Origin of the sequence: Mangrovimonas xylaniphaga (genome assembly GCF_001280435.1) — a bacterium.
GTDB lineage: Bacteria > Bacteroidota > Bacteroidia > Flavobacteriales > Flavobacteriaceae > Mangrovimonas_A > Mangrovimonas_A xylaniphaga.
The window spans coordinates 54,934-79,152 of sequence record NZ_LBIP01000016.1 but is presented as its reverse complement, the minus strand read 5'-3'; the positions used below and the strand labels follow the sequence as shown (position 1 = coordinate 79,152).

At 38.6% G+C, this 24,219-nt stretch carries 19 protein-coding genes; 7 read left to right on the top strand and 12 right to left on the bottom strand.

The genetic code is table 11. The features are described from left to right. The first annotated feature begins 183 nt into the window (after nucleotides 1-183). Nucleotides 184-711 (top strand): hypothetical protein, encoded by a 528-nt coding sequence (locus ZA06_RS09105; RefSeq protein WP_053977162.1) that lies wholly within the window; start codon nucleotides 184-186, stop codon nucleotides 709-711. A 2-nt stretch (nucleotides 712-713) separates the two neighbouring features. Here the strand turns inward: ZA06_RS09105 and ZA06_RS09100 are convergent, their stop codons facing one another. The 3 genes from ZA06_RS09100 to ZA06_RS09090 all read right to left on the bottom strand — a co-directional run bounded on the left by ZA06_RS09100 (nucleotide 714) and on the right by ZA06_RS09090 (nucleotide 3,865). After that, on the bottom strand, nucleotides 714-1,415 hold the full coding sequence (locus ZA06_RS09100) for a hypothetical protein (protein WP_053977161.1): 702 nt from the start codon (nucleotides 1,413-1,415) through the stop codon (nucleotides 714-716). Between the two features lie 156 nt (nucleotides 1,416-1,571). Then, nucleotides 1,572-3,260, bottom strand: a complete 1,689-nt coding sequence (gene ggt / locus ZA06_RS09095; RefSeq protein ID WP_053977160.1) for a gamma-glutamyltransferase — start codon at nucleotides 3,258-3,260, stop codon at nucleotides 1,572-1,574. Further along, complete coding sequence (locus tag ZA06_RS09090) at nucleotides 3,257-3,865, bottom strand: acyl carrier protein phosphodiesterase (RefSeq protein WP_053977159.1); 609 nt, start codon at nucleotides 3,863-3,865, stop codon at nucleotides 3,257-3,259. Before ZA06_RS09090 ends, ggt begins: the two co-directional genes overlap by 4 nt. A gap of 89 nt (nucleotides 3,866-3,954) precedes the next feature. Between ZA06_RS09090 and glmM the strand changes: the two genes are divergently transcribed. Further along, a complete protein-coding gene (glmM, locus tag ZA06_RS09085) occupies nucleotides 3,955-5,343 on the top strand; it encodes a phosphoglucosamine mutase (protein WP_053977158.1) in 1,389 nt (462 codons plus the stop codon). 53 nt (nucleotides 5,344-5,396) lie between these two features. On the opposite strand, the gene ZA06_RS09080 is transcribed toward glmM, so the two are convergent. Further along, on the bottom strand, nucleotides 5,397-6,290 hold the full coding sequence (locus tag ZA06_RS09080; protein ID WP_053977157.1) for a lysophospholipid acyltransferase family protein: 894 nt from the start codon (nucleotides 6,288-6,290) through the stop codon (nucleotides 5,397-5,399). Between the two features lie 62 nt (nucleotides 6,291-6,352). Here ZA06_RS09080 and ZA06_RS09075 point away from each other — a divergent pair, with 62 nt between their 5' ends. Beyond that, a complete protein-coding gene (locus ZA06_RS09075) occupies nucleotides 6,353-7,000 on the top strand; it encodes a rhomboid family intramembrane serine protease (protein WP_053977156.1) in 648 nt (215 codons plus the stop codon). Between the two features lie 58 nt (nucleotides 7,001-7,058). Here the strand turns inward: ZA06_RS09075 and ZA06_RS09070 are convergent, their stop codons facing one another. After that, entirely contained in the window at nucleotides 7,059-8,198 is a 1,140-nt protein-coding gene (locus ZA06_RS09070) for a TlpA disulfide reductase family protein (RefSeq protein ID WP_053977155.1), read from the bottom strand. A 143-nt stretch (nucleotides 8,199-8,341) separates the two neighbouring features. Here ZA06_RS09070 and mnmE point away from each other — a divergent pair, with 143 nt between their 5' ends. The 4 genes from mnmE to ZA06_RS09050 all read left to right on the top strand — a co-directional run bounded on the left by mnmE (nucleotide 8,342) and on the right by ZA06_RS09050 (nucleotide 13,304). Beyond that, nucleotides 8,342-9,730, top strand: coding sequence for a tRNA uridine-5-carboxymethylaminomethyl(34) synthesis GTPase MnmE (gene mnmE / locus ZA06_RS09065; RefSeq protein ID WP_053977154.1), 1,389 nt, complete (start codon nucleotides 8,342-8,344; stop codon nucleotides 9,728-9,730). A 140-nt stretch (nucleotides 9,731-9,870) separates the two neighbouring features. Further along, on the top strand, nucleotides 9,871-10,182 hold the full coding sequence (locus ZA06_RS09060) for a hypothetical protein (protein WP_053977153.1): 312 nt from the start codon (nucleotides 9,871-9,873) through the stop codon (nucleotides 10,180-10,182). A 211-nt stretch (nucleotides 10,183-10,393) separates the two neighbouring features. Beyond that, a complete protein-coding gene (locus ZA06_RS09055; protein WP_053977152.1) occupies nucleotides 10,394-11,431 on the top strand; it encodes a helix-turn-helix domain-containing protein in 1,038 nt (345 codons plus the stop codon). Between the two features lie 196 nt (nucleotides 11,432-11,627). Further along, the gene (locus ZA06_RS09050) at nucleotides 11,628-13,304 is read left to right on the top strand and encodes an ArnT family glycosyltransferase (protein WP_053977151.1); all 1,677 of its coding nucleotides are present in this window, start codon (nucleotides 11,628-11,630) and stop codon (nucleotides 13,302-13,304) included. A gap of 67 nt (nucleotides 13,305-13,371) precedes the next feature. Here ZA06_RS09050 and ZA06_RS09045 read toward each other — a convergent pair whose 3' ends face one another. From ZA06_RS09045 to ZA06_RS09010, 7 genes are all read right to left on the bottom strand, one after another. Continuing rightward, nucleotides 13,372-14,877, bottom strand: coding sequence for an efflux transporter outer membrane subunit (locus ZA06_RS09045; RefSeq protein ID WP_053977150.1), 1,506 nt, complete (start codon nucleotides 14,875-14,877; stop codon nucleotides 13,372-13,374). After that, entirely contained in the window at nucleotides 14,874-18,038 is a 3,165-nt protein-coding gene (locus ZA06_RS09040) for an efflux RND transporter permease subunit (protein ID WP_053977149.1), read from the bottom strand. The genes ZA06_RS09045 and ZA06_RS09040 overlap by 4 nt, the downstream gene beginning before the upstream one ends. Nucleotides 18,039-18,049: 11 nt before the next feature. Then, nucleotides 18,050-19,204 (bottom strand): efflux RND transporter periplasmic adaptor subunit, encoded by a 1,155-nt coding sequence (locus ZA06_RS09035; RefSeq protein WP_053977148.1) that lies wholly within the window; start codon nucleotides 19,202-19,204, stop codon nucleotides 18,050-18,052. Nucleotides 19,205-19,379: 175 nt separating this feature from the next. After that, the gene (locus tag ZA06_RS09030) at nucleotides 19,380-19,997 is read right to left on the bottom strand and encodes a CatB-related O-acetyltransferase (protein ID WP_053977147.1); all 618 of its coding nucleotides are present in this window, start codon (nucleotides 19,995-19,997) and stop codon (nucleotides 19,380-19,382) included. Between the two features lie 705 nt (nucleotides 19,998-20,702). After that, nucleotides 20,703-21,404: a CPBP family intramembrane glutamic endopeptidase gene (locus tag ZA06_RS09020; RefSeq protein WP_053977145.1), complete on the bottom strand. Its 702-nt coding sequence runs from the start codon at nucleotides 21,402-21,404 to the stop codon at nucleotides 20,703-20,705. Nucleotides 21,405-21,577: 173 nt separating this feature from the next. Continuing rightward, nucleotides 21,578-22,591 (bottom strand): hypothetical protein, encoded by a 1,014-nt coding sequence (locus ZA06_RS09015; RefSeq protein WP_053977144.1) that lies wholly within the window; start codon nucleotides 22,589-22,591, stop codon nucleotides 21,578-21,580. Nucleotides 22,592-22,764: 173 nt separating this feature from the next. Further along, on the bottom strand, nucleotides 22,765-24,165 hold the full coding sequence (locus tag ZA06_RS09010) for an alpha-amylase family glycosyl hydrolase (protein ID WP_082331998.1): 1,401 nt from the start codon (nucleotides 24,163-24,165) through the stop codon (nucleotides 22,765-22,767). Nucleotides 24,166-24,219: the final 54 nt, after the last annotated feature.

Here is a 24,219-nt window from a genome sequence, read left to right as displayed (position 1 = left end):
AACTGAGGTAGATAAGTTCTGTTTTTAAAGCCAATTAAAACAGTGAAAAACTACTGTATTTAGGTTTAAAGCTCTTAGAAAATGCTTCAAAAATTGTTATACTTGTGCTGGTGCATAGTTAATGTGTCAACTGTATTTAAAAATTAATCAAAACCTATTAAAATAGGTCAAAAAATAAAGCATATGAAATTATTGGGAATAGGGTCTAGGATAGACCATCCAGAATTGGGAAAAGGGGTCGTGACCAACGTAACCTCCAAGCACTATTGGGTGACTTTTATTGAAAGTGGTTTGGAAACTATCGATTTAGATAGTGAGTTTGAAATTATCGAAGCGATGGAAGATGATGTGGACACTATTAGTTTTGCCGAAGTAGAGAGTAGTTTGGTGCAAATTTTGAAACGTTGGAGCGATGTGACCGAAGTGGTGCCAATTGGTGATAAATGGAAGGGAGGAACTATGATTTTGAAACCAGAAGATAGTTCGTTACAAAGTAAGGAAATCCCTATTGATAGTTTTTTTCATAAAATCACTATGGTACGTGATCGCTTGCGAGTAATGGAACAAAAGATCAATAGTAGTAATTTGGACGAAAGTGAAAAGATAGATTTACAGCAATACATTACCCGTATTTATGGCAGCTTAACCACCTTTAATGTGTTGTTTAAGTTGAAGAATCATCAATTCGTTGGTCAGAAATCTGCCAAGTAGGGTTATTTGGTAGCCGTAATATGGTTAAGTTGGATTCCAAATACCAAGAATTTATGAAAGGTAGGCAATTGGGCCCCACTTTCGGTGGTGGTCCAATCTTTCCAAGACATTTCAATACCTCCAAAAGGAAGTTTCTTGGTCCACATTTTTAAGCTTTTGGGGAAGTTGTTTTTGTCCAGTTTCCATACATAGGATTCTTTGGGGGAGTAGGTGGCCATTAATCCTTTACTGCCATCTTCTAAAGTTACAATGCTTCTGGTAATGCCTTCATCAAAAATGGTATAGGGAGCTACCAACCAAAACGAATCATTTTCAAAATAGGAAATAGCGTCTTCTAGCAGGTCATCGCCGGTGTCTCCGTCAACCTGGAAATTATGCACATAGCATTTACTTTTACTATAATCGGAAAGGTTGAGGTCTACTTTGTAGTCTTTCCAGTAAACTGTACAACTGCCTTCCTTTTTTTTCCATTTGTAATGTCGACGTTTCTTGTGGGTCCATTCAATAAAGTTTGTTTGCTTGTATGCTTCATAATTAAGTGCGTCCAACATATTTTTTGCCATAATATCGGCAGCTTCACTTGGGGAAGCTACAGGCAAAGGTTCGCCATATTTAAAGTAGGCGAAACCAAAGAGCAAGAGGCTAGGCAAAGTAAAAAAGATGATGACACCTAAGATTATTTTTAAGGGCTTGCTCAATCGCATACACGTTGGTTTTGATCTTTACTAGAGATTTTAAGGTTTTGAGGCATATCTCGGAATTCCCTACTTAGAAGACTTTTTCTGAAGCAGTTTTCTTTTAAATGTAATAGTTTTTTTTGATTGTTTTAAATTAATACGCTCAGCATCCAAATGCATCGATTAATAACCGGCCGCTGTATCGTCGCCTCTATGGTCGGCTCCGCCTTCCAAATTACCGTTGTCAAGGACTAAAATGGCATCAACCCTAGCGGAGATTGGTGGCGCCGTTTCATTGATAGGATAGCCGTGGGCTTCGAGTTGGTTTTTAAGGGATTCTGGAAATAAATTCACCTCCATTCTAATTTCATCTGGCAACCATTGGTGGTGAAAACGCGGGGCATCTACAGCCTGTTGCATACCCATGCCAAATTCCTCAACGTTTAAAATAGTCTGTAACACTGAAGTAATGATGGTGGAGCCTCCTGGTGTGCCCAACACCATAAATAGTTTTCCGTTTTTTTCTATAATGGTTGGAGTCATGGCGCTTAGCATCCGTTTTTGTGGTGCTATGCTGTTGGCTTCGGCCCCCAAGAGGCCATAGCTGTTGGGAACTCCCGGCTTGCTGCTAAAATCGTCCATTTCGTTGTTTAAGAAAATACCAAGTTCATCCACATACAGTTTGGAGCCATATGCCCCGTTAAGGGTAGTGGTGACCGATACTGCATTTCCAAAAGCATCTACAATAGAATAATGAGTGGTTTCATTACTACCAAAACCGACAATATTGCCATAGGAAAGCGCTTCAGATTTGGTGGGAGTTTCAAAAGAGAAATTGGCCATGCGTTCTTTTAAATAGTCGGTATCCAAAAGCGTTTCGGTTGGAATCTCAACAAAATCGGGATCTCCCAAATAGAAACTTCTATCGGCATAGGCTCGTCGTTCGGCTTCAACCAAAACTTGAATGGTTTTTAGAGAATTATGACCATAAGATTTGAGGTCGAAGGGCTCGACCATTTTCAGGATCTGTCCCAGACAAATACCACCACTAGATGGAGGAGACATGGAGGTAATCTGTAAATCTTTATACTGAAATGTAATGGGGTCGCGCCACTTAGCTTCGTATAGCGCTAAATCTTCCATGGTGATGATGCCTCCCTTTTCCTGCAAATATTTCACTAGTTGCTGCCCAGTTTGGCCTTCGTAGAATTCTTTTTTGCCATTTTGGGCAATGCGTTCCAAAGTTTTGGCGAGGGAGATATTTTTAATGGTATCTCCAGCTTTAATAGACGATGAAAACAAGATGTCTTTTCCGTTTACAGCTTTAAAAATACTGTCGTAGGTATCGAAGCGTTCTTCTTGGTATTTCGTCACCCTAAAGCCTTTTTTTGCTAATTCAATAACAGGAGCTAGAATGTCTTTTACAGGAAGTGAACCAAACTTTTCGTAAGTGGCAAACAAACCCGCAACAGTGCCAGGTACACCAACAGCAAATGGACCAACTGTACTTTTGTTGGGAATAACGTTTCCTAAGGAGTCTAAATACATATCCCTAGAGGCTGCTAAAGGGGCCTTTTCCCGAAAATCCAAAGCACCTGTTTCCCCATTGTTCAATCGGTAGACCATAAACCCGCCACCACCTAAATTTCCTGCATAGGGAAAGGTGACCGCCAAAGCCATTTCGGTAGCCATCATAGCATCGAAGGCATTACCGCCATTCCTTAAAATGTCTACACCAATTTTGGAAGCTTCCTCTCTTGCGGAGACCACCATGGCATTTTCGGTAATCAGTCCATTGGGGGAATTTTTGGAAGCTTTAGTACAGGAAAATATAAAAATACTAAGGAGTAAGTAGGGCAAAAGTTGTTTCATGGAGAAGGATAGTATTGTTGTTTCAATTGATGGAGCTTGTTGTTGGAAAAAGCCCTAAGTTCCTCAAAGAACTCGGTGAATTCAGTTTCAAATTCAGTGTAATATAGTTTCAGTTCGTAGGTGGCCGTATGCATTCCGGATTTGTGGTTGGTTCGTCTGTTCATACCGTTCAAAACCCGCTGTATACCTTCAATTTTGGCATAGCTCAGTAGCCAATTATCGGCAATCATATAGGGAGTTAAATGCTTTATCCTAGAGGTGAGCAATTCTCCATTGTTGGAAAGGCTGTCATAAAAATCATCTACATAAACGCTCAAAGGCGTATCGGAATATCGAGTCCAATTTCGGGCTAAAAAATGATCATAAAGAATATCCACAATCACAGAGCTGTAGTGGCTGTAATTAGGGTGCAAGCGTTTGGTGCTCTGTCTCACAATGGGGTGCGAGTCTGTAAAGGTGTCGATTTCGCGGTGCAGTAAAATACCAATTTGAATATCTGTAGGGAAACTTTTGTATTGGGAACCCTTGATACCATCAGCCATAAAATTACCAATACGGACAAGTTCGTCGTCTCCAGAGAGATAGATGTGTGCGAGAAAATTCATTAGGGTAATTTACAAATTAGATGCGATACTTTGCCGATAGTTTTAAGAATTTGAATTGTTATCTTTGCTGAAATCAAGAATACAAACATATGACACTTATAAAATCAATTTCAGGAATTCGTGGTACTATCGGCGGTTCAGTTGGTGATAATTTAACGCCGATTGACGCTGTGAAATTTGCTTCGGCTTATGGTACTTGGCTCAAACAACAACGTCAAAAAGATCGGCATACTGTGGTAGTTGGAAGAGATGCCAGAATTTCGGGAGACATGATTCAAAATTTGGTGATGAACACTTTGGTAGGGCTTGGGATCCATGTGGTGGATTTAGGCTTGTCAACCACCCCAACGGTGGAGGTAGCAGTGCCTTTGGAACATGCCGATGGAGGAATCATCCTTACGGCGAGTCATAACCCAAAACAATGGAATGCCCTAAAGTTATTGAATGCCAAAGGTGAATTTTTGAGTGGTGCTGAAGGCGCTAAAATTTTGGAAATTGCCGAACAGGACAGCATGACTTTTGCCGATGTGGACAGTTTAGGGTATATCACTAAAAATGATGCATATATCGACATGCATATCGATGAAGTTTTGAAATTGAATCTGGTGGATGCCAATGCTATTAAGGCGGCTAAATTTAAAGTGGTTGTAGATGGTGTAAATTCAACGGGAGGAATAGCAGTGCCTTTATTGTTGGAGCGTTTGGGAGTGGAAACCATAAAATTGTATTGTGAGCCTAATGGGCATTTCCCGCACAACCCAGAACCATTAAAAGAACATTTAACCGATCTTTCCGAAGCTGTGGTAAAAGAACATGCCGATTTGGGTATTGTGGTAGATCCAGATGTAGACCGTTTGGCCTTTATGGATGAGCGAGGCGAGATGTTTGGGGAGGAATATACCCTTGTGGCCTGTGCCGATTATGTGTTGGGTAAAACACCTGGTAATACCGTAAGCAATATGAGTTCTACCCGTGCCTTGAACGATATCACCAAACAACACGGTGGGACTTATGAGGCCAGTGCTGTTGGGGAAGTGAACGTTGTGGAATTGATGAAAGAAAACAATGCTATTATTGGAGGGGAAGGTAATGGCGGCATCATTTATCCTGAACTACATTATGGTAGGGATGCTTTAGTGGGGATTGCTTTGTTCTTGAGTTTGTTGGCAGAAAAGAAACTGTCGGTTAGCGCTTTGAGAGCCTCTTATCCAAACTACTTTATGAGCAAAAAGAAAATAGAGTTGACGCCAGAATTGGATGTGGATGCTATTTTGAAAACTATGGCAGAAACGTATTCCAATGAAAAAATTACAACTATTGATGGCGTAAAGATCGACTTTGCCAACTCATGGGTGCATTTAAGAAAAAGTAACACGGAGCCTATCATTAGAATCTATACGGAAGCGCCTTCACAAGAGGAAGCCGATACTTTAGCCGATAGATTTATTGCTGAAATCAAGGCAATTGCAAATAGCTAAAAGCTGATGCTTATATAAAATGAAAGAGCTCCAAATTGGAGCTCTTTTTATTTTTAGGATTGATATTCCTCAGGGACACTGTCTCGGTGTTTCCAACGCTTATGTGTCCACAAGTAGTATTCTGGGGCTTCTTCGATTTGTGCTTCTACCAACTTGAAATAATGGTCGGTAATATCGTAATTATCGTATTCTTTTGGGTTTAGGGTAATGGTTTCAAAAGTGGTTTGGTAATACCCACGTTTGAGACGTTTCACCTTGAAGAAAACAACAGCGAGATCTAAACGTTTGGCCAACATTTCGGCTCCTGTGTGCATAGGGACTTTTATCCCCATAAATTCACCCCAATGGAAGGCTTTGCTAGGTTTAGGTGTTTGATCGGAAACAAAACCGCAGATAATTTGTTGTTTGTTAGCTTTTGCTTTCAATAATACCGGAATGGTCTCCTTGGTAGTGATGAGATAACTGTTGTATTTTGCTCTAATTTCTTTGACCAATTTGTCAAAATATTTGTTTTCCAAACGTTTGTAAACGGCATATCCCTTGACATCACAATAGGTTTGCAATACAAAAATCCACTCCCAACTTCCGTAATGGGCACACATTAAAGCAATACTTTTTCCATCGTCCACTGTATTTTGTATTAGGTCCACATTGGTAAAGGTGAAGCGTTTTCTCATTTCTTCTTCAGTAATCGACATGGATTTAAGCGCTTCTACAATCATATCACATAAATGATGGTAAAACTTCTTGGTAATGGTGTTGATTTCTTCTTTGGACTTATTTGGGAATACCAAATTGAGATTTTCCTTCACTACTTTTTTGCGGTAGCCCACAACGTAGTATAGCAGAACGAAAATACAGTCGGAGAGGGCGTAAAGGAGTCTGAAAGGAAGTTTGGAAATGAACCAGATAATTGGGTAAACCAAAATGTAGACAAGAAATTGCATTTTTTAGTATTAGATTTGCAAGAGCAAATATATGCTATAATATAAATATACCTCTTGAGTTTATGGATTTAAGTTTAGTGACCATCGTTATCATTGCGGCCAATGTAATTGTTTCTTATAAAGGTTTTGGAGATTACGGCTTTTTTGAACGCTATAAATTTAATGTAGGAGGCATCAAGAGGGGAGAGCAAATCAGGATGTTCAGTTCTGGGTTTTTACATGTGGATACTGCCCATTTATTGTTTAACATGCTTACTCTGTACTTTTTTGCCGATGTGGTAATTAGCTATCTGGGAAACCTTCATTTTATCATTATTTATATCAGTAGTTTGATTTTGGGAAGCTTGTTTTCTTTGTTTTTTCACAAGGATGAATATTATTACAGTGCTGTGGGAGCCAGTGGAGCGGTAACCGGTATTTTGTATTCTGCCATTTTGTTGAATCCGGGAATGAGTTTGTATATGTTTTTTATTCCCATTCCAATTCCAGCCTATCTTTTTGGGATTGGGTATTTACTGTATTCCATCTACGGAATGAAAAATAAGGTGGGTAATATTGGTCACGATGCGCATTTTGGTGGTGCAGTTGGAGGCTATCTGGTAACGCTTATTTTGGCACCTTATTTATTGCAGACCAATTTATCGATGGTATTGCTTTTGGCAGTCCCAATTATTATTTTGTATGTCATGCACAAAACAGGAAAGTTATAAAACAAAAAAGTCTTCAATATTGAAGACTTTTTTGTTTGTATATGTTTCATGAAAGAACTTAATCCAAAAGCTCTGCAATTTTAGCTTCCAAAGCTGGACCTCTCAAGTTTTTGGCTACGATAATTCCGTTTTCATCCAAAATATAGGTTGATGGAATCGATCTGATGTTGTATTGCTGTGCCACCGGGTCCTGGAAATACTTTAGGTTAGAGACATGGTTCCAAGTTAAATTGTCGGCTTCAATCGCTTGTAACCAACGGTCTTTTTGGCCTTCTTTATCCAAAGATACGCCAATAATTTCCAGACCTTTGTCATGATATTTTTCATAAACCTTTACCACATTTGGGTTTTCTCTACGACAAGGACCACACCAAGATGCCCAAAAATCGATAATGGTGGCTTTACCTCTTAGGTCTTTTAAAGCAACCACATTACCATTGGTATCTGGAGCTGAAAATTCAGGAGCCGGTTTTCCAATTTCTAAATAGGCAGTTTTAGCAGCCTCTTGTTCTTTTTGTTTGATTTTTCCACCAACAACTACACCGTATTCCGAGTTTTTGATGTCAGCATCTAAGCCATTGTAAGCTTCAGTAAGTTTGGCTAAATCGCTATCTTTTCCTTGAATCAAGGATTCAATTAATAATAAAGAGAAGAAGGAAGGTTCTCCCGTTTTTAGGAAATCGTATGGGTATGTCTGCATTCTCGTGGTAAGCTCCGAAAGGTCTTTTCTGGCCTTTGCAATGGCTGCAGTATCTTTAGCCTGACTGGCTTTTCTGAAATCGGAAGTGATATTTTGACGCTCCATAGACATGGTTTTCATCGCTTCGTTGTAATCAGAAAATATTTCGTTGGAATGACTTCCGGTTACTTTGGAGGCATGCAGACTGTCCTTGTAAACAGTAGCTTCAAATAGGGCATTCTCCATTAAAATAGGTTTTAAGCCATTTACATTATCAATGGAAAGGAACCATAGTTTTGGAGAGGCAATAGAACCTTCAAATTTAAATTTACCATCCATTACCACGGCTGTATCTTGAGCTACGGGTCTTCCGCGGTCGTCCATGGTATTTAGGTAAACCCTAATGCCATTGGTAATACCGTCTGCGGTTCCATCAATTACATAGCCATCGTGTTTCTCTGGCGATTTACATGCCGTAATAAGTAGGGAAAGAGATAATACACTAAGTATTTTTTTCATTGTTATTTATTTTTTTGAGTTGCACAAATATAGGAAGTCTGCCTTTAGAAAGTCAACCCTTTTATGGTGAAACCCCAAAGAAATGGTGCTCAATTGGGCAGAAACAGCAATTTTGCAATACATTTGCTTAAAAATTATCCATCATGTCTCATAATGATACTATAGTGGCTTTGGCAACGCCTTCGGGCAGTGGCGCCATTGCGGTGATTCGTTTATCTGGGCCAGAGGCCATTAATATTGCCTCAGGTGTGTTTCGCTCTGTTTCTGGAAAGGAATTATACAAACAACGTACCCATACGGTGCACCTAGGTCATATTGTGGACAATGAAAAAGTGGTGGATGAAGCTTTGGTGACCATTTTTAAAAATCCAAATTCCTATACGGGTGAAGATGTGATTGAAGTGTCCTGTCATGGAAGTGTCTACATTCAGCAGGAAATCATCCAACTAATGTTGCGTCGAGGTTGCAGAATGGCCAATGCGGGAGAGTTTACCCTTAGGGCTTTTTTAAATGGTAAACTCGATTTAAGTCAAGCAGAAGCTGTAGCCGATTTGATTGCCAGTGACAACGAAGCATCGCATCAAGTAGCCATGCAACAGATGCGTGGTGGTTTTTCTTCGGAAATTGCTAAACTTCGTGAAGAGCTTTTGAATTTTGCCTCTTTGATTGAATTGGAATTGGATTTTTCGGAAGAAGATGTAGAGTTTGCGGATAGAAGTCAGTTTAAGGAATTGGTGGAGCGCATTGTGTTTGTATTGAAACGACTAATCGATTCCTTTGCCGTTGGAAATGTGATCAAAAATGGGATTCCTGTAGCGATTGTTGGAGAGCCTAACGTTGGAAAGTCAACTTTGTTAAATGCTCTTTTAAATGAAGAGCGTGCTATTGTAAGTGACATTGCGGGAACTACCAGAGATACTATTGAAGATGAAATTTCCATTGGCGGGATTGGTTTTAGGTTTTTTGACACGGCTGGAATTCGTGATACGAAAGACGTGGTGGAGAGCATAGGGATTAAAAAGACCTTTGAAAAAATTGAGCAGGCCCAAGTGGTGATTTATTTGTTTGACAGTACACAATACCAAGAACAAAGTGACAAGTTTAAGGTGGAACTTGAAAAAATCAAAAACAAATATCCACAAAAACCGTTGATTATTTTAGCCAATAAGGTGGATAAAATTGATGCCGAACAACAGGCCAAAATGAGAGCGGAAATTCCTGAAATACAAATGCTGTCTGCTAAAACAGGAGAAGGTGTGGAAGACTTGACCAAAAACCTTCTCGATTTGATCAATACAGGAGCGTTGCGAAATAACGAAACCATCGTTACCAATTCACGCCACTACGACGCCCTGTTAAAAGCTTTTGAAGAAATCCAAAAGGTAAAATACGGTTTGGAAACAGGCTTGTCAGGTGATTTATTGGCCATTGATATACGCCAGGCCTTATATCATTTTGGAGAAATAACTGGACAAGTCACCAATGATGAGTTGTTGGGGAATATTTTTGCTAATTTCTGTATCGGGAAGTAATTTTCTTGCTACTTCAATTCAAAATAAATTACTTTTTCTTTGGGCAAGGTCCAATATTAAATTTTACTGCTGCCTGTAAACTTAACATTGCCCTTTTGTTAATTCAATGTATTTTTGCCAGCCTAAATTAACTAATCGTTATGAAAACCTTAGATACAACGCTTTTAAATTTAATTACCTCAAAGATTTGCAATTTCGAAAAAATGGATAATATTGAGTTTTTGAAAGAGGACAGCAGTGAGGATTATCAATGTTTTAAAATGTCGTATTTCACCAACCCAAGTGGTGTTCATGTTTGCCGAGTGGAAGTTAATTTTAAAAAGGAGAAATTTTCTATAGGTGTTGAGGGGGATTCGTTTTTGGGAACCTTCAAGTTTTCTAAAGCCAATCCAAATGACAAGAAAGCTGAGGCTTGTACTTGCGAGACTGAGGAGTTTAGTTTGTTTTGCTAATAATTGAAAGTATAATCATCATATAAAAAGCCGCTTATTTATAATTCGCGGCTTTTTTCATGCTTATTTCCAACGCTCAGTTAGGGAGGACTGAATTTTTTTGAAATCACATGAAAACTCAATTTTTTAGTTGATGGAGCGTTTTTGATAGCAACGATCTTAGGTTTCCTACTTGGGAATAAAAGGCTATCTTTAATATAAAAAGCAGTTAATGTTAACAACCATCCAAATTATTACCTTGCTCCAAGGAGTATTTTTACTCTTTGTACTTTTTAAAAATAAAGCAAAATATAGGAGGATTACTTTCTGGTTGTTTAGTTTAAGTATAGTTTCAATACTATTGTTTATCATAGGTGATGACGACAATAATCTCTTTCGGGAACAGGCAAATTGGTTTCTGTTTGATGCTTCACTTTTTATCACATTTTTATTTCTGTTTTTTAGGTATTATAAGTCGGGCAAGGAAGTGTTCGATAGGAAAGATCTCCTCTTTTTTATTCCAAACCTCTTGTATTTCACTATTGAAATAATTGAAAAGATAGGTCTTGAAGGGCATGTGTTTTTGGAAGCAGCGGAGTTTGTTGTAGAACTATCCTTTTTAAGCTATTTGGTTTATATGCTATACGACCTTTTTAAGAATAAGAGCAACAATTGGATACTGTATACGGCCATTCCAATTGTGCTTATTTTAAGTTTGAAATACATCAATGAATTTTTAATGCCCATCGGAAAGGAACCTATATTCAATTTAAATAATTCCGATTTTAGTAGTTATTTGCTCATTGTCATGGCTTTTTTGTTTTATGTCATTACGTTTTATTTTATCACTTCCCCAAAAGAGTTGTTGCCCACCGAAAAGCAAAAAAAATACAAAACCTCCAATCTTAATGACAAACTTATAGAACGGCATAAAACAGCTTTAATAAGTGCTATGGAAAAGGACAAACTCTATACAGATCCTAAATTGTCTATTCATAAGCTGTCTGAAGAACTCCAGATTCCTCGTCAATATATCTCAGAAGTACTCAACCTTCATTTGGAGAAAAGTTTTCTGGATTTTATAAATGAATACCGTGTTGAGGAGTTCATAAAAAGGCTTAAAGATGACCAGTATGCTCATTTAACACTCTTGGGCATTGCTAATGAGGTGGGCTTTAATTCGAAATCGACCTTCAATGCTACATTCAAGAAAATTAAAGGAATAACCCCTTCGGAATACAAAAACTCCCTTCAGCAAAACGTCCAATAGGTCCAATATAATTAGTCTGGACATCATTTTGGTAATTTCTCTCACAACAACTACGTTATTTGAACAGAGAATAAACGACCAATTCCATATAGGTTGGTGTGAATTTTGACTGTGAAGACAATCATTTTTCAGGAATTGAAATTTTACGGACTAAAATACCTCACAACAATCTTCTTTGGTTTCAATTATCATTTTAATGGACACCATCAAAAGGTTTACACGATCCATAGATATCGTAAACACTAAATTTTTATTGGGAAGCTTGGCAGTGCTTCTATTTGTTTTGCTGTTAACTTCCAGCAAATATCCCTTGGCCGAAACCAGTGAAGCCCGTTATGCCGAAATAAGTCGCGAAATGTTAGTTAGTGGCGATTTTTTGCATCCGCAATTGTTGGGAATTTACCACTACCATAAACCGCCAATGACCTATTGGATCACTGTAGCAGGCTATAAACTGTTTGGCGTCAATGAATTTGGTAGTCGTTTTTTTCTGCAAATAGCGGTCATTTGCCAAGTAGTTTTGGTCTTTCTTTTAGGGAAGCTATTGTATAATGATAAACGGGTAAGAGTTCTAAGTGCATTGACCTATCTAGCTTTTCCCATTGTGCTTATTTCAAGTAGAAATTTAACCACCGATGCCTATCTAACAACTTTTATTATGGCTTCGGTTTTCTTTTGGTTGAAGCATTTTAAAACGGGAAATCCCCTTTATTTATATGCTTTTTTTATTGCTATGGCGGCTTCTATAGTTACCAAAGGACCGGTATCTCTAATTTTTATCCTCAGCTTTGTAGTCTTGTTTTGCTATTCCCAGAAAATGGGATTGAAATTGACTTGGAACCATGTTTTAGGGTTCCTTTTATTTCTAATATTAGCTTCAGGATGGTTTATATATTTGATACTGGAAGATTCGAAACTATTGGATTATTTTGTGGTAGATCAATTGGCGCATCGCATTAGTTCGGATTCATTCAATAGAGGCAAGCCTTTTTGGTTCTATATTCCTGTGGTATTGGGCTTGTTGTTGCCATGGGTTTTACTACTGATTTTTAGAAATAGAAAAATTTTGAAGGAATTTGAAATTCAAACTAGCGACAAAGCGCTATTGATGGCATCGGTTTTGGTTTTTGTGGTTTTTTCACTTTTTAAAACTAAGCTGTTGATGTATCTATTGCCCATGTTTTGGATGTTGGCACTACTGATAGGGCATCAACTCACAAGGATTTCTAAACTAAACGTAAGGGTTTTGATGAATGTGGTTTTAGGGATTACCTTACTTGTGGCGTTAGTACCCATTCTGCTAAGTTGGCTCAAACCTAATTTCATTGCATCTTCAGGAATATTAAGGGCATTGGTGTTGGCCGTGATACTACTGGCAAGTATAGTAGCTTATGTTTTTAGAAACGCGCCTCAAACGAAATTGGTATTACAGTTTATGGTATTTATCATTTCTACACTCGCCATGGCTCAAGTAGTGTTGATGCAAAATCCGCATTTGTCCAATAGTGTCAAGCCCATGTTAGCGAAAATAAATGAATTGGATCAAAGCAGGAATGATAAGGATACCATTTTGGTTTATGATTATTTGTTGTCTTCGGCACCCTTTTATTCCAATCTTAAAACTATTACACTTCATTACGATCATAATACTTCCGAAAGGGATTTGCAGTTTCAACACAGTGAGGAATGGAAAAATGGTTTAGTGGATTTAAAGAATGAAAATGATGTCTTTCGTTTGGCGCCAATGTGCGCCAATGGTAATACATATATGTTGGTAAGAAGAAAGAAACCAGTAGCGGAAGAATTTTCATTTTTAAACAAGTCCTTTTCTCATCATATCGACTATCCCAATTGGATTTTGTATTACAATTAAAGGGGAGGAAGGCTTATTAAGACAGATTATCCCTTTAGGAACAATTGTAAATGATATTGCTTCAAAATTACTTTTTGTTAGTGGTTTTTAAATCATTTAGTTGTCCTTTGTAAATAAGGGTGTCCCTTCTAACACTATTGTCTTCTAAATTTAGTTGCTCTTCATAGGCCTTTGCATATGCTTCGCGTTCACTTTCACTAATCCAACCGCCTCCTAAAGCTTTGTAAAGTGTTATGTATGCCAAAAATACCTCTTTATAGGTTTGTGAATATTCCAGTTTGGCTGCAAAGGTTTGCCTTTGATTTTCTATAACTTCCAAATAACTTGTGACTCCTTTGTCATATCTTAAGCTAGAAAGATAGCTGGCACTTTCAGCTGCTTTGTATCGGAACTCTTTTATTTTTAGTTCTTCCTTAAGGGTTTGGACAGTAATCAAGGCATCATCTACTTCCCTAAAGGCATTCAATACCGTATTTTCATAAGCGAATAAAGCCTGCTTAGCACCTTCTCTTTCAATATCAACTCTCCTTTTGTTTTTGCCCCATTCAAAAAGAGGTCCTACAAGACTACCTTGTACACCCCATCCCAACCCATTGGAAATGATATTGGACAACTCTGGACTTCCATAACCTAAAACGCCTGTCAAACTTATCGTAGGAAAGCGTAGGGCTTCGGCGACTCCTATTTTGGCATGTTGCGACCAATAGTCATATTGGGAGGCGATGATATCTGGACGTCGCAATAGCAAGTCTGAGGGGAGCCCGGCAGGTAGTGAATCGGGCAATTTTTTTTCTATGAGGGTTGCAGGGCTGGGTACTGGGCCGGGATAATTGCCTAAAAGTAATTTTAATCGGTGCTCTGTACGGGCAATTTGTCGCTGATAGAGAGGAATGGCCACTTCTGCAGTGGCACTCTGAACTTCAGCTTGATTGACATCCAATAGCGGGATAATGCCCTTTTCGTAGCGCAATTTAATAATGGTCAAGGCGCTGTCCCTAACCTTAAAGGTATTTTGGGCAATGACCAATCGGGTACGGTAATCCAACAAATCATAATAGCTGGAGGCAACCTCACTGATCAAACTTAGTTGCGTGGCTCTTTTTGCATAGGCCAGAGACAACAAATTTGCTCGAGCAGATTCATTGCTACGTCTTATGCGGCCCCATACATCAATTTCCCAGTTCAGGAATGTTTGAAAGGAATAGTTGCCTGTTACCTCATCAACCGTGACGTATTGAGGGTAATTGGTAGGTGTTAGGTTCCCTGAATAGCCTATGGCCGGTCCAAAATCGGCTTTACTGACGCCCAGTACAGCCCGAGCCTGTTCTATCCTGCTACTGGCAATTAATACATCTCTGTTATTTTCCAAGGCGGCTGTAATCAAGGAGTCTAGGACAGGGTCTTTAAAAAGTTCCCACCAATTTAGATTGATAACCGTATCCTGTTGAACATTAAACCTGAAATCAACAGGTTCGTTAACTTTTGGAGGTGTAAAATTAGGTCCAACGGCACAGGAGTAAATGGCTGAAATCAGCGTAACAAAGAGGCTATATTTTATGAGTTTGCGTGTCATTCCTCTTTATTTTCTATAGATTCCGAAGTCGCCTCTTTCAAGCGTTTTTTCTCATAACCAAATAGTTTGCCTACAAATACAAATAACATGGGATATAGAAAAACACCAACGAAGGTGGCTACAACCATGCCTCCCAATAAGGTCATTCCCATTACTTTTCGTGCTTCAGCTCCGGATCCCGTGGCAATGACCAAAGGGAATATCCCGAAAATAAAGGCAAAGGCCGTCATGAGAATGGGTCTAAAACGTTCTTTGGCAGCCATTATGGCTGCATCATACAAGCTTTTTCCGTTGTGGAATTCTTCCGTAGCAAACTCAACAATAAGAATCGCATTTTTGGCTGCCATACCAATAAGCATGACGAAGGACACTTGGGCAAACACATTGTTTTCAAAAGAAGGGGATAGGAACCTAGCAATGTACAATCCCAGAAATGCTCCAAAAATGGCAAAGGGAGTTCCTGCCAAAACACTTATGGGTAGGGACCAACTTTCGTATTGCGCAGAGAGAATTAGAAAGACGAAAATCATGGAAAGTCCCAATATGGGCAGCAAACCTCCAGAGGCCTTTTTCTCTTGATAGGAAAGCCCATTCCACGAATAGCCTACATCGCTGGGTAATACTTCTGCAGCTACTTCCTCTAGAGCGTCCAAAGCTTGCGTGGTACTATAGCCAGCGGCCGCTGCTCCAGAGACCTCAATAGATCTAAACAGGTTGAAACGATTGGTGTAATCTGGTCCTGAAATATGTTCCATGTCAATGAAGGTAGACATGGGAACCATATCGCCATTCCTGTTTTTCAGAAAGAAACTATTCAACCCCGATTCATCCTGACGGTATTCAGGTTTGGCTTGTATATAAGTTTTATAGAGCCTTCCAAATCTGTTGAAATCATTAACATAGGTCCCTCCCATATAGGCACCAACAGTGGCATAGATGTCATTTAAAGGGATGCCTAGTTTAAGGGCCTTTTCTTTGTTGATTTCCAATAAACGCTGGGGTACCGAAGCATTGAAAGGGGTGAAGGCTCTTCCTATTTCAGGGCGTTCCATAGCTTTTTGCGTAAATATATTGGCTTGTTCGGCTAGATATTTTGGAGTATTGCCTCCTCGGTCCTGTATCATAATGCTGAATCCTGATCCCTTGCCCAAACCGGGAATAGGAGGAGGACCAAAGGCCAAATTGATACTGCCCGGTATTTTTAGGAGCTCTTGATTGATGTTTTCAACAAACGCTTTGGCAGTAATACTCCGTTCATCCCAATCTTTTAGTTTCACGAACATCACTGCCGAATTATTTAAAAAAGAGGTAGACAGCAAACTGTAGCCCGTTACATTGGTAACATATTGCACATCTTCTTTGGCTACTAACAAATCTTCTACTTGTCTAGTGATGTCGTTGGTCCGTTGAATAGAGGCTGCAGGTGGCAACTGAATATTCACAAAAAAGTAGCCCATGTCCTCTTCAGGGATAAAGCCCATAGGAACTACTTTTGATAAGACTCCCATACCCAAAATCAAAATTCCTATAAATATCAATCCTCGTTTGATCTTACCTGTAACCACATTGGTCACGGACATATAGCCACCGGTAGATTTTTTCATAAACTTATTGAACCCTCCAAATATTTTGCCTAAAACGCCTTTATAAGGCTTGGGTTCTTTTAAGAGTAAACTACAGAGGGCAGGCGATAGGGTTAAGGCGTTTACAGAGGATACAATCACAGACAAAGCAATGGTAATGGCAAACTGTTGGTAGAGTTTTCCTGTGATACCGGACATACCCGCCACAGGAATAAAAATAGCTACCAATATTAAAGTGGTTGCAATCACGGGACCTGTAACCTTTTTCATGGCATCGATAGTGGCTTCTTTGGGTTGCATGCCTCTTTCAATGTTTACTTGTACCGCTTCCACCACAATAATGGCATCGTCCACCACGATACCAATGGCCAAGACCAAGCCCAACAGCGATAGGACATTAATGGTAAATCCTAGCATTGGAAAGAATATAAAAGCGCCTATAAGCGACACAGGAATCGCGAGACAAGGGATGAGGGTGGCTCGCCAGTCCTGAAGGAATAAAAACACCACGAATATTACCAAGATTAAGGCAATGATTAAGGTTTCAATAATGTCATCAATTCCTGCAGTAATGGCCAAAGTGGTGTCTAAGGAAATGTCATAGGAGATGCCCTCGGGAAATCGTGTGCTCATAAAGGCCATGGCTTCTTTTATGCCATTGGCAACTTCCAAAGCGTTGGATCCTGGCGCTTGGTATATGGCAATCACGGTACAGACTTCTTTATTTAATCGGGTGAAAGCATTGTATTTTTCAATGCCCAATTCAACCTCTGCGATGTCCTTTATTTTTATTTCGGAGCCATCGGGTTTTTCCCGAACAATGATATTTCCAAATTCTTCTTCGGAATTAAACCGAGAGGGCATTCTAACGGTATAGGTGAATTCGGTGCCTTGAGGCGCTGGTTCTGCTCCCAATTGGCCTCCTGGTACCAAGACATTTTGTTCATTAATGGCTTTGACAATTTCCGGTACCGTCACTCCCAATTGGGAAAGCCTGTCCGGTTTCACCCAAATCCGCATGGAATAATCGGAGCCAAACACGGTAACATCCCCAACGCCGGGAAGTCTTAAAAGTTCGTCCCTAAGGTTTATCAACGCATAGTTCCCCAGAAATTCTTGGTCAAAACTGCCGTCGGAGGCAAGTGTAACCACCATCATTACATTAGACATGGCCTTTTTGGTGGTAACTCCTAATTGCTTGACCGATTCTGGTAATCTGGCCGTAGCCGCGGCAGCTCTGTTTTGGACCAAAACCGCATTCATATCTGGATCTGTTCCCACATCAAACGATACCCTAATGGCCATAGTACCATCATTGGAATTTGTAGACAGCATATAAAGCATATTGTCCACCCCATTAATTTGTTGCTCTAGAGGTGTGGCTACCGATTCTTCGATGTCTATGGCGTTGGCGCCAGGATATTTGGCTCTCACAACCACTTGTGGTGGACTCAGACTAGGGTATTGTTCAACAGGGAGTCCTGTTAAGGTAATAGCGCCAACTAGCGTAATGATGATGGCAATTACCATTGCTAATACGGGTCGACGTACAAATAAGTTACCCTTTGAATCGGACATAAAATTGGATATTAGTTTTCTACCTTGCTTTGATACTGAACTAATTTGGGGGCAACTTTCATTTTGGATTTTACTTTTTGAACTTCGTCAACCACAATTTGTTCACCGGGCTCAAGTCCTTTTTCAACAATGTAATAATCCTTATAATTTTTAAACACTTCGATATTTCGTATTTGCACAATGCCATCATTACCCACCACAAACACCATATATTGTCCTTGAATTTCCTGGACGGCCTTTTGAGGAACTAAAATGGAATTCTCCCGCATGTTGACCAAGGCCCTTACCTTAGTGAATTGCCCAGGACGGATAAGTCTATCCGGATTGGGAAATGAGGCTTGAAGCAATATAGAGCCTGTACTAGGGTCGATATTGCGGTCTATAAAGTCCAAGTGCCCTTTGTGGGTATGTATGGAATTATCGGAAAGAATCAATTCCAAGATTTGCTTGTCTGCCAAAGTTTTGAATTTTTTATCGGTATCACCTTTTTTTACCAATAAGCGTTTCATAAATGTGAGGTATTCTGCTTCCGAGAGAAAGAACTGCACTCTTATTGTGTCAATATCCGAAACCGTATTTAAGATGATAGGGTTGGGTTGTTTCCCAACATATTCGCCTTCTCGAGCCAACGTTTTTCCAATGACCCCATTTATTGGAGCATAAATTTTACAGTGCCCTAAATTGATGGTTGCAATTTCTAGGGAAGCAAGGGCCGCTTTAAGCTCTGCATCTGCGGCTTCTTTTCTTGCCGTGGCTCCATCCAAATCACTTTTACTAATGGCATTCAAATCGGCCAATGGTTTAATTCTGTTATAATCGCTATTGGATTTTGCCAGTAGTGTTTTGGCGGAAGATACTGCACTGTTGACTCTGGCAACTTCGGCTTCAAAAACTTGGGAATCGATACTGTAAAGAAGTTCTCCTTTTTCCACCCGATTGCCTTCTTCAAAATGTATGCCTTCCAAAAAGCCGTCCACACGCGCACGGATGGGAATATCCTTGATGCCAAATACCTGTCCTACAAAATCTTTGTAAATGGGCACTGTTTCGGTTTTTAGCTGTATCACGCTTATGGGAGCCGCCTGTGCGATGGGCTTTTCCACTTCATGTTTGCAGCCAAAAAGGAATAGTACTAAAAGAACAATGGAGTAATTTTGGTTTGGCATGTTTTGTACTTTAGTTCCTATAAAAATATGAAAAATCTAAAGAAAAACATTGTGATTTGAAATGTAAATAATTGTTTTTTAGTTAGTTGTGTTTTTTTTGTAAGTATTGTGATGTGCTAAAAAGAATAAGGACTTTGCCCATAGACTGACTGCAAGTCTTTTGAAGGTTGCCTATCTATAATTCATCTAGGCTATTGGAGGTCAATTTTTGAATGTTCTGGGTGATTTTTTCTATGTCCCAATGCCACCACTGCAATTCCAAAAGCTTCTTTATGGTGTTTTCGTCAAATCGTTTCCTTATTTCTTTGGCAGGATTGCCACCTACAATAGAGTAGGGCGCCACGTCCTTAACTACTGTGGAATTTGCGCCTATAATAGCGCCGTCCCCAATGGTAACACCCGCCATAATTGTGGCGTTATGCCCAATCCAAACATCGTTTCCAATGATTACATCGCCTTTATAGGGATATGTTTTTCCTTCCATGGCTTTTTCCCAACCATTTCCGAAAATGGCAAAGGGATACGATGAAATTGAATTAGTGAGATGGTTGGCGCCATTCATGATAAAGGATACCCCAGAAGCAATCATGCAGAACTTGCCAATTATTAATTTATCGCCTGTAAAATCAAAAAGGTATTTGACGTTCCTCTCAAAATTGTCAACATTTTCAAAGTCGTCATAATAGGTGTAATCGCCTACAATGATATTCGGATTTTTGATAATGTTCTTTAAAAAGCAAAGTCTATCATAATTTTCAAGGGGAAATTTTAGGTCTTTGTCAGGGCCGTTCATTATAGTTTCAATGTTTTGTGGAATTGATAGCTTTAAAGATAGGGAAAGGAAAGTAACTTTAGAAGTTGCACGTGCTTTTCCGATAAGGAAATCTAAAGCAATACCTATTGCATTTTGAAAAAGGTTGGCTATTGTATGCTATCAAAATACATTGTTAGTCTGGCTATGACAGTAATAATTATTGCTATGAAAAGAATAGTGATGCCAGAATTGATGATTAACCCTATGATTTTTTTGGGAGTATTGGGTTCTTTTAGTCCCTTCATTGATTTAATAAACCCTATAATGCCAATAATAATTGTTGTTAGTGATAAGACACCAATAATTTCGTCAAAAATTTTAAAATTACTTTCAAGTGAATATTGAATTTTTTGAAATAGAGATGAATAAAGGAATACGTTGATTAATAGCAACAGTCCAATAATACCATATTTAAAGGCACTTTGTGAATATCTATTAAGGTTTTCCATGGTTGGGATTAGGGGCTTTTTTGGTTGTGACACTTCAAAATTCACTTGCTTTAGTTGCTGTAGGAGTAAAGGTAATAAAACTGAGAGGATTTTCTGTCGCGCAATGGGCCCAAAGTTGGAACTTGCGAAAGCAAAATCCAATAGGATTTTCGAGTTAATAAATCAAGAAAGTAAAAGTACGAGAATTTTCAGCTAAAGCATGAACAATGAGATATGCCTTTATAAGCAATAGTTTTTATATCGTTGCTGAGATATCCGATTCCTTTTTTACAAAATACCTTACATATATGAGCACTAAAAGAGGCACAATAATCAAACCAGTTGTAAAATTCAATAATGAAGCCCAATCGGTCAACTCTTTCCCGCCCTGAGAAATCAGGACTAAGTCTCCCAAGGGCCCTTTTGAAAATAAGGTGTTGTAAACAAAATTCCATCCCAAATGAAGTCCAAAGGGTAACATTATAGATTTGGTTTTGGCAAAGGCCCAGGCCCACGCGTAGCCCATTAATCCAGTTCCGATAAATACCAAAATCATTGCCATGACATTTCCTAAAACACCATATGAGAACCAATGATAGACTCCAAACGCCATTGCGGAAATCAAAATACTTTTTCTTGGGCCTATTTTGTAGATGAGAATATAGAGTAGGGCGCCTCTAAACATCAGCTCTTCTGTCAACACCGATTTAAAATCCCACCAAAATGAGTTGAAAACAATTCTGGTAGTAATGGTATCATTCAAAACCCAATTCGAAGCTTTTAAATAAGCCTCAAGATATTGCACAAGAACACAAAGTATTCCAGTGACTAAAAACCCCATTGAGAATTGTTTTAGCCTTTTTGCCAAGGGCAGAATTCCTAAGGCTAGGATACTCTGCCTCTCAATGAGATATAAAAGCATCCACGAAACGGCAATTGCAACTAAAATTCCTATCATTTGGTTGGTTTTAAATGATTCCTAATGGGGTGTTTATGGTTTTGTGATTGGGAAATCTTTTAGGATTTGTGAGTTAGATCTCAAGATAGCAAAAGTTCTAGGATTTTCTGTTAGGTTAGGAACTCGAAGTGATAACTGGCAAAGCAAAACTTAAATTGATGAATTACCCTTTGTTACCAACCGTTTTTCATTTTTTTGAAAGTTCTCTTTTTGATTTCATTTGGAGAGTAAAATTTATGGAGCTCCTCAATTTCTAGTTTGTCACTGTCTAAATAGATTATTTTCCATATTTCATTTATGGAGTCTTCATTAAGAGGGAAATAGATAAACCTATTGGTGGAATTAAGTTTCCACTCCATGACTTTGATTTCGTTATATTGCTTTATAAAAAGCGAGTCCTTTTCAAACTTCAAATATAACTGACTATCAATAGAGTCTTCCGGGCTTGGATAAGGAGGAGGAACAGGAAGGTTATTGTTATCATCAAAAGGGCTTACCCAATATCCTGATAGATTAATATCTTTTGTTAAGTTGTTAATTTTGGTTAGTTTAAAGTTTTTAATTCTTGGTCCGAAAAGTTTAAGGTTTATTTCTTGATTATTATATTCCTCAATTAGAAAAGTTGTTGATTTAAAATCATCAAGTATTAGAAAATTGAAAGACTTATAAGTGTATAAAGTCCAATTGGAAACCCTATTATCATTATTGTAATTATTTCCCAGATGGAGCAAAGCTGAATCATTTAAAAAGTCTAATGAATCCAGATAATTTGGTCCTGCAAGTTCAAAAGCTTTATTGGCTATTTGAGGCAGTTTCTTTTGAGTTTTTGGTTTAAGTTTTTTGAAAATAATATCTCTTTCATAATCTGCATAATAACTAAAAACCAAACTGTCTTTAGATACGTTTTTTACATTTAAGGTATCATTTCCAATTATTAATAGTTCATTTTCAAGAGTGAAGTTTTCAATAGTTTTAGTATCCACATTCTTAAATATGTGGTAATCGATATTTCTTATGATAACCTTATTTGAGGAGAAATCAAGAATCGAGTTGAATGGTGTAATAGTTGGAGTTTCACCAGAGTGATGTATCCGGTAAGCTCCAAGCCATATTCCTTCCAATTGACTTTTTGTATTGCAGGAAATAATTGTTATTGAAATAAAAAGTAGGAATATAAAATTCTTCATTATGGTTGGTAAAAGTCTTTATAATACCACCATTGCGGTATTGGTGGCTTTAAAGATAGTTAAAGGAAGTTAACTTGAAAATCGAGTAGTGATTTCCGATAGAAACAAACAAAGTATAGACTGAAAACTGAAAGCAAAGTACTCTAAATAGTGCTGCCTGCCATTATTTTGTACTATTTCACAAAAACCTTAAAAGCCCATGGATCCATTTCAATTTTGGTGTTTTTATTGAGTTCCACAGGTTCATTTGAAATGAAGTCTTTATAGTTCCCATAACACAAAGATTCCTTAAACTCTACAGTCCTTTTGTTTTCTGAAAAATTAAAAACGGCAAAAACTTTATCCTTGTCATTTTGCCTAACAAAACTAAAAACTTCACTTTCTGCATTGTTGGGAACTTTTATCATGGTTGTGCCCCATTTGGCATGCCATAAAGCCGTGTTGGTTTTCATTAGCGCAAACAATTTCTTGTATAAATCGCCTATATAGTGTTCTCGCCATTGAATAGGATCCTTTTCAAAAAATGCCAATCTCTTTTTGTTTCCTGCTTCCTGACCGTTATATATCAAGGGCATTCCTTCCCCAACAACAGAAAGTACAATTGCAGCTTCCAAACCGTCTCCAAATTGCTCCCACATGGTACCTTCCCAAGCATTCTTATCGTGGTTACTTACAAAGGTCATGCGCATACTATTTTGAGGAAAGGCACATTCATTCCAAGAATAGTAAATATACAGGCCATTAACATCTGCTTTTCCGGTACAGATCTTATGGACAGTTTCATTCCAGCTCCAAGCATAGGTCATGTCAAAGGCTTTGGCATGTAAATCTCTAAATTCCCATTCGGCCAGCATAAAAACGGGTTTTATGGCATCGAGCTCCTCACGGGCATTATTCCAGAACTCTACAGGTACAAAACCAGCAACATCACAACGGTAGCCATCAATATCAGCTTCCTTAACCCAGTATTTCAAAGCGCCTGTCATGTTTTTTCTAACCTCGGGATTGTTATAATTTAGATCAATGATATCGTCCCAATTCCACCATGGGGTAGGTCTAAAATCTCCCTTATAATCTTTCTCATACCAATCGGGGTGCTCTACCACCCAAGTATTATCCCAAGCCGTGTGATTGGCAACCCAATCTAGAATGACATACATGCCTTGTTTATGGGCATCATCAACAAAGTTTTTTAAGTCCTGTAAATCGCCAAATTCAGGGTTGACGCCATAATAATCTTTTACCGAATACGGACTGCCTAAAGTTCCCTTTCTGTTTTTGACACCAATGGGATGGATGGGCATTAACCAAATAATATCTACCCCTAATTCCTTTAAACGAGGCAGTTGCTTTTGAGCCGATTCAAAGGTACCCTCGTCCGTAAACTGTCTTGTGTTTAATTGATAGATCACGGCATTCTTTGACCATTCTGGATGAGTGAGCTTGACATATTCCTGAGGTTGATACCTATCTTCAATCTTAGGCTTAACATGCTCTTGCTTGTTTTCTTTTACATTGTTTTGACATGCAGTAAGAAATGCTATTAAAAAGAAGTAGTAGACTGTGTTTTTCATATTGATGATTTTAATAGCAGGCAATGGTTTTGTTTAATTTGATTAAGAGGAAAC

Bases quoted from the DNA above. Each gene is read 5' to 3' on its own strand.
- ZA06_RS09105 (WP_053977162.1), top strand. From the start codon at position 184: ATGAAATTATTGGGAATAGGGTCTAGGATAGACCATCCAGAATTGGGA.
- ZA06_RS09100 (WP_053977161.1), bottom strand. From the start codon at position 1,415: ATGCGATTGAGCAAGCCCTTAAAAATAATCTTAGGTGTCATCATCTTT.
- ggt (WP_053977160.1), bottom strand. From the start codon at position 3,260: ATGAAACAACTTTTGCCCTACTTACTCCTTAGTATTTTTATATTTTCC.
- ZA06_RS09090 (WP_053977159.1), bottom strand. From the start codon at position 3,865: ATGAATTTTCTCGCACACATCTATCTCTCTGGAGACGACGAACTTGTC.
- glmM (WP_053977158.1), top strand. From the start codon at position 3,955: ATGACACTTATAAAATCAATTTCAGGAATTCGTGGTACTATCGGCGGT.
- ZA06_RS09080 (WP_053977157.1), bottom strand. From the start codon at position 6,290: ATGCAATTTCTTGTCTACATTTTGGTTTACCCAATTATCTGGTTCATT.
- ZA06_RS09075 (WP_053977156.1), top strand. From the start codon at position 6,353: ATGGATTTAAGTTTAGTGACCATCGTTATCATTGCGGCCAATGTAATT.
- ZA06_RS09070 (WP_053977155.1), bottom strand. From the start codon at position 8,198: ATGAAAAAAATACTTAGTGTATTATCTCTTTCCCTACTTATTACGGCA.
- mnmE (WP_053977154.1), top strand. From the start codon at position 8,342: ATGTCTCATAATGATACTATAGTGGCTTTGGCAACGCCTTCGGGCAGT.
- ZA06_RS09060 (WP_053977153.1), top strand. From the start codon at position 9,871: ATGAAAACCTTAGATACAACGCTTTTAAATTTAATTACCTCAAAGATT.
- ZA06_RS09055 (WP_053977152.1), top strand. From the start codon at position 10,394: ATGTTAACAACCATCCAAATTATTACCTTGCTCCAAGGAGTATTTTTA.
- ZA06_RS09050 (WP_053977151.1), top strand. From the start codon at position 11,628: ATGGACACCATCAAAAGGTTTACACGATCCATAGATATCGTAAACACT.
- ZA06_RS09045 (WP_053977150.1), bottom strand. From the start codon at position 14,877: ATGACACGCAAACTCATAAAATATAGCCTCTTTGTTACGCTGATTTCA.
- ZA06_RS09040 (WP_053977149.1), bottom strand. From the start codon at position 18,038: ATGTCCGATTCAAAGGGTAACTTATTTGTACGTCGACCCGTATTAGCA.
- ZA06_RS09035 (WP_053977148.1), bottom strand. From the start codon at position 19,204: ATGCCAAACCAAAATTACTCCATTGTTCTTTTAGTACTATTCCTTTTT.
- ZA06_RS09030 (WP_053977147.1), bottom strand. From the start codon at position 19,997: ATGAACGGCCCTGACAAAGACCTAAAATTTCCCCTTGAAAATTATGAT.
- ZA06_RS09020 (WP_053977145.1), bottom strand. From the start codon at position 21,404: ATGATAGGAATTTTAGTTGCAATTGCCGTTTCGTGGATGCTTTTATAT.
- ZA06_RS09015 (WP_053977144.1), bottom strand. From the start codon at position 22,591: ATGAAGAATTTTATATTCCTACTTTTTATTTCAATAACAATTATTTCC.
- ZA06_RS09010 (WP_082331998.1), bottom strand. From the start codon at position 24,165: ATGAAAAACACAGTCTACTACTTCTTTTTAATAGCATTTCTTACTGCA.